Here is a 12,539-nt window from a genome sequence, read left to right as displayed (position 1 = left end):
ACATCTCAATGACCGTTGAAAGCCGAAACATATACACACCACACCCACAGTCTTGAGCACACGTTTATGGTAACAATCAGCACGATGGCCGCTGTCGCCATCGACGGACTCGCCTTCGGTGTCTTTCTGGCACTACTGGGCGTCGGTATCACGCTCGTCTTCGGGCTCGGGGAGGTACTCAACCTCTCCATCGGCGTGTTCTCCGTGATCGCGGTACTGATCGCCTCCTGGGCCGTCAACAGCGGCCAGGGCGTGATCGTCGCCGCGGTAATCGGCGTACTCGTCGCGGCCGGGATCGGGCTTCTCGTCGACCGAACGCTCCTCTCGTTGGTGTATCGCTCGACCGGTGAGGAACGGATCCTCCTCGGGATTTTCGTGACGCTTGGACTGACCGTGTTCCTGGACGGCTTCTTCATCAACGGACTGAGCCTCACGTCGGGGATAGCCATCCCCTCGTTCCCGGGGAGCTACGGGCTTCCGGTCGATCTGCCGACGGTCACGATCGGAGCGGCAGTAGTCAGGAGCAGTTCGCTCGTCGTGATCGGGGTCGGGGCCGTCGCGCTCGCGATCCTGTTCAGTTTCCTCCGGCTGACGTACCTCGGAAAGGCGACGCGGACTGTGTTCCAAGACGAGCAGGGCGCACAGCTCGTGGGTGTCAACCCCCGCCGCATCCGCACGCTCATCTTCGTCCTCTCCGTCACGGTCGCGGGCATCGCCGGAGTCGTCTGGGCGGTCGGGCAGACCGTTTCGGTCGCCGACGGCTTCCAGTACACGACGTTCGCGCTCATCGTGTCGATCGTCGGCGGCGTCCGGAGTCTCGGCGGCGCGATCGTCGCCGGGGTGCTCCTCGGGTTCGTTAACCAGTTCGCGAACTTCTTCGTCGGCTCGTACGTGGCGACGGTCATCCTCTTCGGGGCGGCGATCGTGTTCCTGCTGGCCAAGCCGGAGGCGATAGCATGAACGCGCTTCCGAGGGGAGAACTCGGCCGCGTCGGCCTCGTCACCGCCCTGCTGGCGATCGCACCGCTCCCGGTGCTCGGCAGCAGCTACTACGAGAGCATCCTCGCGCACCTGGTGGTCGTGGCGATGTTCGGCGTCGCGTTGAACATCGTCTTCGGGCAGACCGACCAGCTGTTCCTGTTCATGGGCGGACTGGCCGGCGTCGGCGGCTACGGAACGGCGATCATGGCAGACGAGTTCGGTGTCACCGCGTGGCTCACGCTCCCCATCGCCGCGTTCATCGCCGGCCTGATCGGGGTCGCCGTGAGTTGGGTATCGGCCAAGCGGAAGTTCACCGTGGTGCTGATCTCCATTCTTACCCTGAACCTCCAGATCGTGTTGTCCGAGGTGTTCGTGGGCGCTCGGGGCCTCACCGGCGGGTCGACGGGCTTCCCGTACAGGTACTTCTCGCTGGACACGATCGCCGGACCGATCGGCGTGGGCGAGAAACTCGTCCTCTACTACGTGCTGCTCGTGCTGCTGTTCGCGCTGCTGGTGCTGTACGTCTGGCTGGTGAACTCGCGGTTCGGCGTCGCGTTCGCGGCGATCCGCGAGGACGAGGTCGCCGCCTCGTCGATCGGCGTCGACGTCGTTCGGTACAAGGTGATTGCCGGCTTCATCGCCGCGTTCGTCTTCGGCTTCGTGGGCGCGTTCTACGCCAGGGAGGCCGCGTACATCCTCCCGGGGTCGTTCGCGTTCCTCACCGTCGACGTGCTGGTGCTCATCGTCCTGATCGTCGGCGGTCTGCGGACGACGCTCGGCCCCGTCGTGGGCGCGGGTATCGTCGTCGCACTCGAGGAGGTGCTCGTGCAGTCGTTCACCGACTGGCGCGAACCGATCTTCGGCCTGATGCTCATCTTCCTGTTCCTCTACTTCAGAAGCGGGGTGGTCCCGGTCCTCGACGATTTGGTCGAACGGTACGCGCCCTGGAACGACGGGGACGCGGACCCGCCGCCCGAGGGAACCGCCGACTGATCGGCGGCGTCGCCGCCGCGACGGTCGGTTCGTGAAAAACGACTTCTCCTCCGTTCTCCGCGTGAGTTTCGAGCGACGCCCGCGGCGAGTCAGAGGTACGCCTGCTCGACGTGTTCGGAGTCCAATAGTCCCTGGCCGGTGTCCTCGGTGACGATCTCACCGTTCTCCAGCAGATACGCCCGCTCGGCCAGCGAGAGCGCGCGGTGGACGTGCTGTTCGATGATCAGCACGGTCACGTCCTCGCTGATCGCTTCGATCTTCTCGAACATCCGAGTCGTGATCTGGGGAGCGAGCCCCTCGCTGGGTTCGTCGAGCGCGAGGATCTTCGGCTCCGCCATGAGCCCGCGTGCGATCGCGAGCATCTGCTGTTCCCCGCCCGAGAGCGACCCGGCGCTCTGGTCCTTGCGCTCCTCGAGGACCGGGAACAGCTCGTACATCTCACGGAGGTTCTCCTCGAGGGTGTCCCGGCGAGTGTACGCACCCATCTCGAGGTTCTCCTTGACGCTCATCTCGCCGAAGAGGTTCCGCTCCTCGGAGACGTGGACGAATCCCTTGCGGACGATGTCCGAGGGCTCGAGCGTGTCGATGTCCTCTCCCCACAGCGTCACCCGGCCGTCGTCGATGGGGTGAAGTCCCGAGAGGATCCGCAGGAGCGTCGACTTGCCCGCGCCGTTGGGGCCCACGATTGCGACCACGCCGTCGTCTTCCGATACCGACACGGAGAGGTCCCACAACACCTGTATCCCGCCGTAGGAGGCGTCGATCTCGTCTGCCTCGATCATGCTTCCTCACCCAGATAGGCCTCGATGACTTCCTCGTCGTTGCGGATCGCCGACGGGGAGTTCTCCGCGATCTTTCGACCGCTGTTCAACACGATGATCCGGTCTGCGACCCCCATGATCGCGTCCATGATGTGTTCGATCCAGAACACGGAGATCCCGCGCTCGTCGCGGATCCGACGGATCGTCTCGGTGAGGGTTTCGATCTCACCGGGCGTGAGCCCGCTCGCGATCTCGTCGAGCAACACGAGCTTCGGATCGGCCGCCAGCGCCCGCGCCAGCTCGAGCTGCTTCTTCTGGGCGATCGGGAGCGATCCCGCCTCGAGGTCGGCCTTGTCAGCCAGACCGATGAACTCCAGCGCCTCCCGTCCGATCTCGCGGGCCTCCTCCTTGGAGACGGAGTCCTCGGTGCCGAACAGCGCACCCGCGGCGGCGTTGTCGAGCACGCTCATCTCGTCGAAGACGCGCACGATCTGGAACGTTCGGATCACGCCGTGGCGGGCGATCTCGTGGGTTTCGAGCTCGACGAGGTCCCGGCCGTCGAAGGTGATCGACGCGCCCGGCTCGGGGTCGAGGATCCCCGTGATCGTGTTGAACAGCGTCGTCTTCCCGGCCCCGTTGGGGCCGATCAGGCCGACGATCTCGCCGTCGCCGATCTCGAACTCCACGTCGTCGACGGCGACGAGCCCGCCGAAAGTCTTCGTCACATCGTTCGCCGTTAGCATCGTTATCTGGTGACGTACCCCACCGAATATAAATCCTGCCTGCTTGGACCGACGACGGCCGGTCGAACGTCGATGGATAGCCGGACTCCACGGTCTCGACACCGGTGCGCGAGCCGATGCCGTACGCCTCACCCGAACCGTCGAGTGAATCTACCGGATCCCGACCGGTTTTCACCCCGGTTATCGTGGGAAGGCGCATGGTCGAGCTACTCCGTCACAAGGTACGGTTCGGCGAACTCTCGTACGGCCCGTTCATGCACAACGCGACGTTCTTCGACCTGCTGATCGAGGCGACCGAGGAACTGTCCTACGAGTTGGGGTACACCGTCGAGGAGATCGTCGACGCGGGCGGGGTTCCGTACGCCCCCGTCGCGATCCACGCCGAACTGTCCCGGTATCCGCGGTACGATGACACAGTCGTCGTCGGGGTCGATCCCGTCGCGGTCGGCGAGACCAACGTCCAGTTCGAATACCGGTTCGAGCGGGCCGCAGACGGGGAACGCTTCGGCACCGCCAGGATGGTTCAGATCACGATCACGCCGGAGGGAACGGCCGAGCCGGTCCCGGAAGACGTCCGAGCGGAACTCGAGGCCCGCGGACCCGCGGGCCTCGAGCCGATCGAAATCACCCCTCGCGCGCCCGAGGGCGACGGTGCGAGATTCACGCGGGAGGTCCCGTTCAGGACGCCCCACATCGAGGCGGCCGGACTGGGCTACTTCGAGGACTACGCGCGCGAGCTGTCGATCTGTCTGGAGACGTTCCTGGAGGACCGCGGGCACTCGCTCGGGACGCTAACCGACGGGACGTACCCGTTCGTGCCGGTCGACTGGAATTTCACGCTGGAGCGGTCGATCCGGTTCGAGGACGACATCGAGATCGTCGGACAGACGCTCGATGCAGACGACCGTTCGATCGACATCGCATATCAGCTTCGGCGTCCCGCGACGGACGACATCTGCATCCGAGGCGACGTGACGTACGGCTGTTTCGGCGGCGACGGAGAGCGCGTCGCGTTCCCGTCCGAGGCGGTCGAGCTATTCGGAGACGAGTGATTCGAGGTCGCGCCACCACGGCTCAGGGTCGACCTCCTCGTACACCCACGATTCTTAATAGGGTACACGGAGAATCCGAATTCGATGTCCGAGAACGAGTTCGAGACCCTGTCGTGGAGCTTCGACGACGAGACCGGTATCGCCCGCGTCACCCTCGATCGGCCGAAGGCGATGAACGCGATCGACGAACAGATGCAACACGATATGATCGGCGTGTTCGACCGCTTGGAGGAGTTGGACCGCGAGGCCGACGGCGTCGCCGTCAGCGTCGTGATCATGGAGGGCGCGGGCGAGAAGGCGTTCAGCAGCGGACTCGACCTCAACGAGATGGAGGGGCTCGAGAACCACGACGACCGGAAGCTCATCCCGGATCTGTTCTGCGAGGCGACCGACGCCATCGAGTCGTACGATGCCCCCGTGATCGCGAAGATCGACGGGCTGTGCCTGGGTGGCGGGTTCGAGTTCGCCATCGCCTGCGACTTCCGGTACGCGAGCGAGTCGAGCACGTTCGGCCAGCCCGAGGTGAACTTCGGGCTCCTCCCCGGCGGGGGTGCCGCCCAGCGGCTCTCGACGATCATCGGCGTCAGCAACGCCAAGGAGCTGTGCATGACCGGCAAGCAGATCGACGCCGAGGAGGCGCTGGAGTACGGCGCGCTCAACGAGGTCCACCCGGGTGACGAACTCGACGACGCAGTCGAGGAGTTCGCGGAGACGCTCGCCGGGCAGCCGCCGCTGGCCCTCCGAGGGATCAAGGACGCGACGAACATGACCCGACAGGTCGGGTACGAGGAGGCACTGGACTACGGCGGACACATCTGGGTGTCGCTCTCGCAGACGGAGGACTTCGCCGAGGGGATGGCGGCGTTCGCAGAGGACCGGGAACCCGAGTACGTCGGGCGGTAGGTCGCGCCGAACGTCACCGACGCGGCCGATCGAGCCGACTCACGGCGCGGAGTTCGTCTCGATTCGGAGGTCCGACAGGGGCTTGCCGACACACGTCAACACGTAGCCCTCCTCCTCCTCGGACGGCGAGAGGAACATCCCCTCGGACTGGTCGACCTCGCCTCCCTCCTCGCGTTGGGCACAACAGACGCCGCAGATCCCTCGTCGACACCGGTAGGGGAGTTGGAGTCCCATCTCTTCGGCCACGTCGAGGATCGACTTGTTCGCGGGCACCTCGACCGTGACGCCCTCCTCGACGAACTCGACCTCGTACGTCTCCACCATCAGTCGATCCTCCCCTCGAACGTGTGCTTCACGGGCGTCAGTCCCAGTTCCGAAAGCGCCGTGGCCGCCTCGTCGTCCCCCTCGATGGCGTCGACCCGGTAGAAGTCGACGCCGCGCGGGTCCTCGCTGAGCCACGCCGCGGCCGCCTCCAGCAGCGCCCGGCCGACGCCCTCGTCGCGAGCGCGTTCGCGCACGAACAACCCGTGTATCTGGCCGTGTCGCTCCAGTTGGAAGATCGGGTGCTCGCCGACGATCCGAACCTCGAGGACGCCGACGAACTCGTCGTCGCTCTCGGCGAGCAGGACGGCGCTGTACTTCGAGTCGACGAGCTGGTTCTGAAAGTACGAAAGCCAGTGGTCGTCGGCACCGTCCTTGGCACCGTAGCGGTCGTCGAACTCCGAGAGGTGGTCCGTGAACTCGTACCACAGATCGAGGAGCGCGTCGCCGTCCTCCGATCTCGCCTCGCGAACGGTGATATCCATACAGCAAACTCTGTCCCCGAGTCCTTATTAAATCCCCGGAGGGGCGTGTCGCCGTCAGCGGCCGGTTTCGGGGCGTTTGGACTCCCCGAACTTGATCCGCTCGAACGGGGTCTCACAGCTGTTGCAGTAGTACTGTTCCTTCGAGATCTCGGGGCCGAATCCCGAGTCCCTGACGACGTCGGTCGAGTCGCAGAACGGACACGCCGGGCCGTCCTCTGACGCGTCGGCGTCCTCGCCGCCGTCGGGCGCGACTCGTGTCATTCCATGGCGAACTCCTTGTTCCGGTCGCCCCGGATGGTCTCGAGGACGTCCGGTCCGATCCCGCCGCCGATCAGCCGGCGGCGACGCTCGTCCCACTCGGCCGTCGACACCGGATCAGGGTCGGGGACCGTGACGGAGGTCCCCTCGATGAGGCCCGCGAGGTGGTCGAGGAAGGCCTCGCGAAGTTCGGCGACCGAGCGGTCGGTGAAGCCGGACGCCACGAGCGGGTCGGTCTCGTCGTCGTAGGCGGCCGGACCGATGAACGCCAGCACGTCCGCCAGCGACTCCTCGAGGGCCGCCTCGAACTCCGCCGGCTCGGCCTCCGCGAGGTGTTCGAGCCAGCCGTCGTGGAAGTCGAAGTGGGAGTACTCCTCCTCGCTCATCTTGTCCGTGAGCCCGGTGAAGTCGTCGTGGACGATGGCGTCGAACATGAGGTGTGCCGCGCGGTCGGTGAGCCCGAACCGCACCTCGAAGCGCGTCCAGTCGGGAGCCGCCTCGTCGGTGGTCGCGGCGTTGAAGAACTCGTCGCCGTCGCGGTCGCTCCGGAGCCAGTCGGCGTCGCGACCCTGTCCCTCGAGTTGGAGGAAGAACTGACGCACCTGTCCGTACTCGTCCTGCGTGAGGCTGAACAGCGCGATGTTGTCCTGGATGGTCGGCCCAATGAACGCCTGCTCGGCGTACCAATGCGACAGCATCAGCTTCGTGTCGGCGATCGCCTGCACGTAGTCGACCGCCTCCGGCGTCCAGTCGTCGGTCATACCAACTCACCCATCTCGACCTCGTCGTTCAAGTCGCCGGTCACCTTGATGAGGTCCTCGCGCCGGACGAGCACCATCACCGACCAGTCCTCCTCGTCGTAGGTGGTGTCGGCGTAGTTCTTCGCCAGCTTGTCCGAGGGGGCCTCGACGCTCCCGACGTGGATCAGGTCGTCGCCCGGGCTGATCCGGGTCAGCACCTCGTAGTTCATATCGCCGTCCCCGACTCCCGCAGCTTCTGTTGGACCTCCTCGTCGAGTCGGTCCTTCGACCAGACCGGGTCCCAGACGACCTCGATCGAGACGTCGTCGACCTCGTCGAACCCGCGGAGGCTCTCCTCGATGTCGTCCTGCAGCATCTGGTAGGCCGGACAGCCCATGCAGGGGTAGGTCATGTCCACGGTCACGTCGCCGGCGTCGTACCGGACGTCGTAGATCATGCCCATCTCGACCAGGCTGACCGGGATGTGCGGGTCCATTACTTCCGCGTCGATCCGTTCGACCAGCCGGCGTTCGATCTCCGAGACGGACCCGTCGGCCGCGATTCCGGATCCCGACACGCGTACGTTCTGTGTGCTCATATTGTGTGTTTGTTGTCGTGTTGTTGTTCGGTGGTGTGTTCGGGGGGTCGTGGTCAGGTTCGGATGGCTCGTGGGTTCGCTGTGGGCCTCACGCGCCGTGTCCGATGACGCCGTCGTAGATGTCGCCGGTCTGGATCATCTCGACGAAGTCGTCGCGGGCGGGACCGCCGCTGCGCCAGCGGTCGAGGACGTCGTCCCACGAGACGGGGTCGTCGAAGTGCCAGCGCTTCTCCTCGTCGGTGAACGCGACGGGGAAGTCGAACTCGAGGACGTACTCGTCCGCGTCGGCGTCGTAGTGGGCCGGTACGTCGATGTCGTGCTCCTCGCACAGCGGGACGACGTGGCTCATCCACTCCTGGCGGAGTTCGTCGTTGGACAGCCCCTTGATTCCGTAGTCGAGCTGCTCTGTGCGGGTCTTCAGGTCGTCCGGGAACCCGAACAGCTCCAGCCCCATCGGGAACAGCCAGTCGACGGCGTCCTGGACCTTCCGTTTCGTCGTGCCGTTCTTGTTCGCGAGGCGGCGGAACCACGTCTCGCCGTGACGGATGTGGAACTGCTCTTCTTTCTCCACTTTCAGCAGCGCCCGCTTCCACGGCGCGTAGGAGGTGTTCTCGTAGATGTCCGAGAGCAGGACGAGCCCCCCGCGGTCGAGGAACGCGTGGAAGACGGTCTGCTCGGCGAAGTCGTCGAGGTACATCTCGAAGGCGTACGCCGACCGCCACTCCTCGGGCTCGCGCTCGTAGAGGTACTCGTCGATGTCGACGCCGAGGTTGCGAAGCAGCCGCAGCGAGATGTACGAGTGGCCGACCTCGTCTTGAATGGTCGACAGTTCGGCGTTGCGCGCGTCGAGGCTCGGCGCGTTCATCGCCTGCTCGAACAGCGCGGGCGCGCTCATCAGCTCGATGTCCGCGTTCACCTTCAGCGGGGTCACCACCGCGTCCCGGTAGCCGGGGGTCATCTCCGCGACCGACTCGATCATCCGGCCGTTCTGGATCTGACGCTGCAGTTTCTCCTCACTCTCCGGTGGGCTCTTGGCTGCCATCGTGGTTGTGCCAACGGAACCCATGCATAAAAATCCACCTCGTGAGCCGGCGTGCCCGTCGGACGTCGAACCGACGGTCGTACGGGCGGGATATCGTCGACGGACGGCTGTCGGTCGAGAACGACGGTCGTTCGGCGTTACCGTCGGAGGTAGCCGCCGTCCACGTGGACGACCTCTCCGGTGACCCAACCGGTCGCCTCGCCCGCCAGGAGCGCGACCACGTTCGCGACGTCCTCGGGCTCGCCGACCCGCTCGAGCGCGTACGACTTCGCGATCGTGTCCTCGTGTGCGTCGAGCCAGTCCTCGGTCGCGGGCGTCCGGACGGTGCCCGGGGAGACGCAGTTGACGCGCACGCCGTCGGGACCGACCTCCTTTGCGATCGTCTTCGTGAACGAGACGTTCGCCGCCTTCGCGGCCCCGTACACCGCGAGTCCGGGGTCGTTGCCGCGGTAGGAGCCGCTCGCGAAGTTGACGATCGTCCCGCGGCCGCGTGCGACCATGCTCGGGATGACCGCGTGCGTGCAGTTCAGCGTCCCGAACAGGGCGACCCCGATCCACGTCTCCCAGTCGCCCGGGTCGGTGTCGGCGAAGCGCTGGTTCGACGCGATGCCGGCGTTGTTCACGAGCACGTCGATGGGGCCGAGCTCGTCGGCGACGGTCTCGACCATCGCCTCCGCCTCCGGGTACGACGATACGTCGGTCTCGACGGCGAGGGCGTTCACACCGTACTTCTCCTCCAGCGCCTCCGCGTTCTCTCTCGCGCCCGCGAGGTCGACGTCCGCCAGCGCCACGTCGGCACCGAGCTCGGCGACCGTCTCCCCGATCGCCGTCCCGATCCCGCCGGCACCGCCTGTGACGCACACGACCTCGTCGTCTAATCCGATCTGTTCTGTGAGCGTTGGCTGACTCATGACGGCTGTCCCCTCGCGCATGACGCAGTTATATCCAGCGTTCGCCCCGGTCGCGAATGATCCCCCGAAGAACCCGCAAGCATCGCCGAACTACCGATCAGACCGTCGAACGCCGGACGGCGACGCCACGGCCGCGAGCGACGGCCCGACTCCGACGGAACGGCGTCGACTCCAAATGTTAGAGATATTCGAACAGCGTTCGACGTCCATCGGCGATCCGAATTCGTCCGGTATCAGCGTCTTCAGACCTAGTACGGTAGTAATACCGAATCCCTGCCGGAAGTACGCTTCAGTCGGCGGAGAAAATTACAAAGCTAGTACTGTAATGGATCTGTCGGCGAAGTGTGTAAGAGATACTCGAATAGATTTCGCCGATCGGGAGCTCAGTCCCCGTGAGATATATCGACGTAGGCCCGGTATCAAGTAGGAGAACGCACGTACCGAGAGACTTACGACGGAACCGGCGAGTTCGGGACCCAATCGAGACTGTCGATATGACCTCCGCCTCGTTCTCACGGAGGCGTCGTCAGACAATCTCGAACGATTTATCACAAACACCGATGATCGTTCACTATGGGTGGAGATACGACCCCGCTGAAAACGGTCGTTCGGGCGTTCGAGGTCATCGACGTGTTGGAGCGCAAGCGCTCGGCCGGGCCGTCGGCCGTCGCCACGGAGTTGGGAGTGAGCAGGGCTACTGCACACGACTATTTGACGACGCTCGCGTCGACCGGCTACGTGATCAACGACGGGGGAACCTACCGAATCGGGTACCGGTTCCTCGGCCTCGGAAGTCGGCTGAAGTACCGGAGCGTCCTGTTCAACGCGGCGCGGGCACCGCTGCGGAAGCTCTCGGAGGAGACCGACGACCTCTGTCAGGTAGGGCTCGAAGAGGACGGCGAGTGGGTGCTGCTCCACAACAACGGCGACACCTCCACGGTCGACATGGGGACGTACCCGGGGCTCAGATTCCACATCCACACGCAGGCCGCCGGAAAGGCGATGCTTGCGAACTTCCCCGACGACCGAATCGACGAGATCGTCGACACGCACGGGCTCCCGGAGATAACTGAACACACAATCACGGACATGGCGAAACTGCGGGACGAGCTCGATCAGATCGAACGCGACGGATACGCCGTCGATAGCGACCAGCAGGACGTGGGCGTGAGCATCATCGCCGCACCGGTCATCGTGAAAGGCGACGTCGTGGGAACGATCTCGATCGCGTGTCCCACCGGCAGGCTGCAGAACGAGGAGTACCGCAGTAGCAGGATCCGCGCCGTCGTGGAAACCGCCGACGAGGTGTCGTTGAACTACCGGTACAGCATCTGAGTAGTGCCGTTCGGCCGCGACATCGACCGGCAGTCTACCGACCTCGCGTCGGGAGTACCGGCGATCGGTCCCGGCAGGTTCGGAGATCGCCCGGCGACCGTGATCGCACCGACCGGTGACTCCGGGATCACAATAGCTATGCCGACGCTGTGAGATGGAATACGTGATACCTATGAGTGGTGCTACCGAGGAGAACGTGCTCATCGCCGGCGCGGGCCCGACCGGCATGTCGACCGCGCTCGCCCTCAACGCTCGCGGCGTTCCCGCGGCGATCCTGGAGGCGGAACCCGAGGACCGCGACCGATCGGGGAGCCGCGCGATCTACGTCCACGGCTCGACGCTGCACACGTTGGACCGGGTCCACCCCGGACTGGCGGACGACCTCGTCGACGAGGGGCTCGTCTGGCCCACCCGGCGGACCGCCTGGCGCGGAAAGGACGTGTTCGAGCGGACGTACGACAATCCCGGCGGGCACGGCGACATTCCCCACTTCTCCAGCATCCCACAGGAGACGACCGAGGAGTTCATGCACGAGGCGCTGGAGGACGCCGGGATCGACATCCACTGGGACGCCGAGGTCGAGACCGTCGAGACCGGCGAGGACGGCGTGCACGTCGAGACCAGCGACGGCCGCGAGTGGGACGCCGAGTACCTCGTGGGCGCGGACGGCGGCGGATCGACCGTCCGCAAGGAGATCGGCGCGAGCTTCGACGGCGACCAGTCGGAGAACTCCTTCATCATCGCCGACGTGGACGAACTGGACGACGAGGACGACCGCTGGCGGTGTGAGCGGCTGTTCCACTACGACGATCCCGAGGTCGGCGGCCGAAACGTGATGCTCGTCCCGTTCACGGGCGGGTGGCGGCTCGACATCCAATGTCACGCCGACGACGACGTGGAGGAACTCGTGAGCGACGACAAGATGCGCGAGTTCGTCCGCACGGTCATGGGCGAGGAGTACGAGGACAAGGTGACGTGGGTGTCCAGCTACAAGTTCCTGCAGGTGATGGCCGACACCTTCGTCGACGACCACCGCCGCGTCCTGCTGGCCGGTGAGGCCGCACACCTGCTCGCGCCGTTCGGCGCGCGCGGGATGAACTCGGGCATCGCCGACGCCGACGAGGCCGCGAGCGCCATCGCCGCGGCCATCGACGCGAATCGCCCGACAGCACGCGACGAGATCGAACTGTACGCCGCCCGGCGCGAGACGGCCGCCGAGTACAACCTCGAGGCCGCCGGCACGGCCCTGGAGTACCTCCAGGGCGACAACCCGATCACGAACCTCCGCAAGGAGGCCGCCGCGGCGCTCGCGGACTACTTCGAGCCCGCGGGCGAGTACCTCGACGACGCGCCGTACGGCCCCCACACCGCCCCGCCGATCATCTCGACGGGGAACTACTGAGCCGGCCGGGAAACC

General features: G+C 65.5%; 16 protein-coding genes. 6 read left to right on the top strand and 10 right to left on the bottom strand.

Annotated elements, in window-relative coordinates; translation table 11 throughout:
- Positions 1–66: 66 nt before the first annotated feature.
- Positions 67–960 carry a branched-chain amino acid ABC transporter permease gene (locus Hbl1158_RS15310; protein ID WP_234299743.1) on the top strand — a complete coding sequence of 298 codons (894 nt, stop codon included), beginning with the start codon at positions 67–69 and terminating at the stop codon, positions 958–960.
- The gene (locus Hbl1158_RS15305) at positions 957–1,973 is read left to right on the top strand and encodes a branched-chain amino acid ABC transporter permease (RefSeq protein ID WP_234299742.1); all 1,017 of its coding nucleotides are present in this window, start codon (positions 957–959) and stop codon (positions 1,971–1,973) included. The genes Hbl1158_RS15310 and Hbl1158_RS15305 overlap by 4 nt, the downstream gene beginning before the upstream one ends.
- Positions 1,974–2,062: 89 nt before the next feature.
- Here Hbl1158_RS15305 and Hbl1158_RS15300 read toward each other — a convergent pair whose 3' ends face one another.
- Together Hbl1158_RS15300 and Hbl1158_RS15295 are read right to left on the bottom strand one after the other, a co-directional pair.
- Positions 2,063–2,755, bottom strand: a complete 693-nt coding sequence (locus Hbl1158_RS15300; RefSeq protein WP_234299741.1) for an ABC transporter ATP-binding protein — start codon at positions 2,753–2,755, stop codon at positions 2,063–2,065.
- Positions 2,752–3,477 carry an ABC transporter ATP-binding protein gene (locus Hbl1158_RS15295; protein ID WP_234299740.1) on the bottom strand — a complete coding sequence of 242 codons (726 nt, stop codon included), beginning with the start codon at positions 3,475–3,477 and terminating at the stop codon, positions 2,752–2,754. Before Hbl1158_RS15295 ends, Hbl1158_RS15300 begins: the two co-directional genes overlap by 4 nt.
- A 197-nt stretch (positions 3,478–3,674) precedes the next feature.
- Between Hbl1158_RS15295 and Hbl1158_RS15290 the strand changes: the two genes are divergently transcribed.
- Positions 3,675–4,529 carry a thioesterase family protein gene (locus Hbl1158_RS15290; RefSeq protein WP_234299739.1) on the top strand — a complete coding sequence of 285 codons (855 nt, stop codon included), beginning with the start codon at positions 3,675–3,677 and terminating at the stop codon, positions 4,527–4,529.
- Positions 4,530–4,613: 84 nt separating this feature from the next.
- Positions 4,614–5,432: an enoyl-CoA hydratase/isomerase family protein gene (locus Hbl1158_RS15285; RefSeq protein ID WP_234299738.1), complete on the top strand. Its 819-nt coding sequence runs from the start codon at positions 4,614–4,616 to the stop codon at positions 5,430–5,432.
- Between the two features lie 39 nt (positions 5,433–5,471).
- Here the strand turns inward: Hbl1158_RS15285 and Hbl1158_RS15280 are convergent, their stop codons facing one another.
- The 8 genes from Hbl1158_RS15280 to Hbl1158_RS15245 form a co-directional block, all read right to left on the bottom strand.
- Entirely contained in the window at positions 5,472–5,756 is a 285-nt protein-coding gene (locus Hbl1158_RS15280; RefSeq protein WP_234299737.1) for a 2Fe-2S iron-sulfur cluster-binding protein, read from the bottom strand.
- Positions 5,756–6,238, bottom strand: coding sequence for a GNAT family N-acetyltransferase (locus tag Hbl1158_RS15275; protein WP_234299736.1), 483 nt, complete (start codon positions 6,236–6,238; stop codon positions 5,756–5,758). The genes Hbl1158_RS15280 and Hbl1158_RS15275 overlap by 1 nt, the downstream gene beginning before the upstream one ends.
- Before the next feature lie 54 nt (positions 6,239–6,292).
- On the bottom strand, positions 6,293–6,499 hold the full coding sequence (locus Hbl1158_RS15270) for a hypothetical protein (RefSeq protein ID WP_234299735.1): 207 nt from the start codon (positions 6,497–6,499) through the stop codon (positions 6,293–6,295).
- The gene (locus Hbl1158_RS15265; RefSeq protein WP_234299734.1) at positions 6,496–7,257 is read right to left on the bottom strand and encodes a Phenylacetic acid catabolic protein; all 762 of its coding nucleotides are present in this window, start codon (positions 7,255–7,257) and stop codon (positions 6,496–6,498) included. Before Hbl1158_RS15265 ends, Hbl1158_RS15270 begins: the two co-directional genes overlap by 4 nt.
- On the bottom strand, positions 7,254–7,466 hold the full coding sequence (locus tag Hbl1158_RS15260) for a phenylacetic acid degradation PaaB family protein (RefSeq protein ID WP_234299733.1): 213 nt from the start codon (positions 7,464–7,466) through the stop codon (positions 7,254–7,256). The genes Hbl1158_RS15265 and Hbl1158_RS15260 overlap by 4 nt, the downstream gene beginning before the upstream one ends.
- Positions 7,463–7,834: a metal-sulfur cluster assembly factor gene (locus Hbl1158_RS15255; protein ID WP_234299732.1), complete on the bottom strand. Its 372-nt coding sequence runs from the start codon at positions 7,832–7,834 to the stop codon at positions 7,463–7,465. The genes Hbl1158_RS15260 and Hbl1158_RS15255 overlap by 4 nt, the downstream gene beginning before the upstream one ends.
- An 88-nt stretch (positions 7,835–7,922) precedes the next feature.
- Positions 7,923–8,876 (bottom strand): Phenylacetic acid catabolic protein, encoded by a 954-nt coding sequence (locus Hbl1158_RS15250; RefSeq protein ID WP_321169956.1) that lies wholly within the window; start codon positions 8,874–8,876, stop codon positions 7,923–7,925.
- A gap of 137 nt (positions 8,877–9,013) precedes the next feature.
- Positions 9,014–9,787, bottom strand: a complete 774-nt coding sequence (locus Hbl1158_RS15245) for an SDR family NAD(P)-dependent oxidoreductase (protein ID WP_234299731.1) — start codon at positions 9,785–9,787, stop codon at positions 9,014–9,016.
- Between the two features lie 573 nt (positions 9,788–10,360).
- Between Hbl1158_RS15245 and Hbl1158_RS15240 the strand changes: the two genes are divergently transcribed.
- Together Hbl1158_RS15240 and Hbl1158_RS15235 are read left to right on the top strand one after the other, a co-directional pair.
- Entirely contained in the window at positions 10,361–11,122 is a 762-nt protein-coding gene (locus tag Hbl1158_RS15240) for an IclR family transcriptional regulator (RefSeq protein ID WP_234299730.1), read from the top strand.
- A gap of 172 nt (positions 11,123–11,294) precedes the next feature.
- Entirely contained in the window at positions 11,295–12,524 is a 1,230-nt protein-coding gene (locus Hbl1158_RS15235) for an FAD-dependent monooxygenase (protein ID WP_234299729.1), read from the top strand.
- Positions 12,525–12,539 lie beyond the last annotated feature (15 nt).

This window comes from Halobaculum sp. CBA1158 (assembly GCF_021431925.1).
Taxonomy (GTDB): domain Archaea; phylum Halobacteriota; class Halobacteria; order Halobacteriales; family Haloferacaceae; genus Halobaculum.
This window is presented reverse-complemented; position numbering and strand designations above follow the sequence as displayed.

What these genes read in the sequence shown, in the direction of transcription:
- Hbl1158_RS15250 (WP_321169956.1), bottom strand. Translation starts at nt 8,876, where the DNA reads ATGGCAGCCAAGAGCCCACCGGAGAGTGAGGAGAAACTGCAGCGTCAG.
- Hbl1158_RS15255 (WP_234299732.1), bottom strand. Translation starts at nt 7,834, where the DNA reads ATGAGCACACAGAACGTACGCGTGTCGGGATCCGGAATCGCGGCCGAC.
- Hbl1158_RS15280 (WP_234299737.1), bottom strand. Translation starts at nt 5,756, where the DNA reads ATGGTGGAGACGTACGAGGTCGAGTTCGTCGAGGAGGGCGTCACGGTC.
- Hbl1158_RS15260 (WP_234299733.1), bottom strand. Translation starts at nt 7,466, where the DNA reads ATGAACTACGAGGTGCTGACCCGGATCAGCCCGGGCGACGACCTGATC.
- Hbl1158_RS15275 (WP_234299736.1), bottom strand. Translation starts at nt 6,238, where the DNA reads ATGGATATCACCGTTCGCGAGGCGAGATCGGAGGACGGCGACGCGCTC.
- Hbl1158_RS15235 (WP_234299729.1), top strand. Translation starts at nt 11,295, where the DNA reads ATGAGTGGTGCTACCGAGGAGAACGTGCTCATCGCCGGCGCGGGCCCG.
- Hbl1158_RS15295 (WP_234299740.1), bottom strand. Translation starts at nt 3,477, where the DNA reads ATGCTAACGGCGAACGATGTGACGAAGACTTTCGGCGGGCTCGTCGCC.
- Hbl1158_RS15310 (WP_234299743.1), top strand. Translation starts at nt 67, where the DNA reads ATGGTAACAATCAGCACGATGGCCGCTGTCGCCATCGACGGACTCGCC.
- Hbl1158_RS15245 (WP_234299731.1), bottom strand. Translation starts at nt 9,787, where the DNA reads ATGAGTCAGCCAACGCTCACAGAACAGATCGGATTAGACGACGAGGTC.
- Hbl1158_RS15290 (WP_234299739.1), top strand. Translation starts at nt 3,675, where the DNA reads ATGGTCGAGCTACTCCGTCACAAGGTACGGTTCGGCGAACTCTCGTAC.
- Hbl1158_RS15270 (WP_234299735.1), bottom strand. Translation starts at nt 6,499, where the DNA reads ATGACACGAGTCGCGCCCGACGGCGGCGAGGACGCCGACGCGTCAGAG.
- Hbl1158_RS15300 (WP_234299741.1), bottom strand. Translation starts at nt 2,755, where the DNA reads ATGATCGAGGCAGACGAGATCGACGCCTCCTACGGCGGGATACAGGTG.
- Hbl1158_RS15285 (WP_234299738.1), top strand. Translation starts at nt 4,614, where the DNA reads ATGTCCGAGAACGAGTTCGAGACCCTGTCGTGGAGCTTCGACGACGAG.
- Hbl1158_RS15265 (WP_234299734.1), bottom strand. Translation starts at nt 7,257, where the DNA reads ATGACCGACGACTGGACGCCGGAGGCGGTCGACTACGTGCAGGCGATC.
- Hbl1158_RS15305 (WP_234299742.1), top strand. Translation starts at nt 957, where the DNA reads ATGAACGCGCTTCCGAGGGGAGAACTCGGCCGCGTCGGCCTCGTCACC.
- Hbl1158_RS15240 (WP_234299730.1), top strand. Translation starts at nt 10,361, where the DNA reads ATGGGTGGAGATACGACCCCGCTGAAAACGGTCGTTCGGGCGTTCGAG.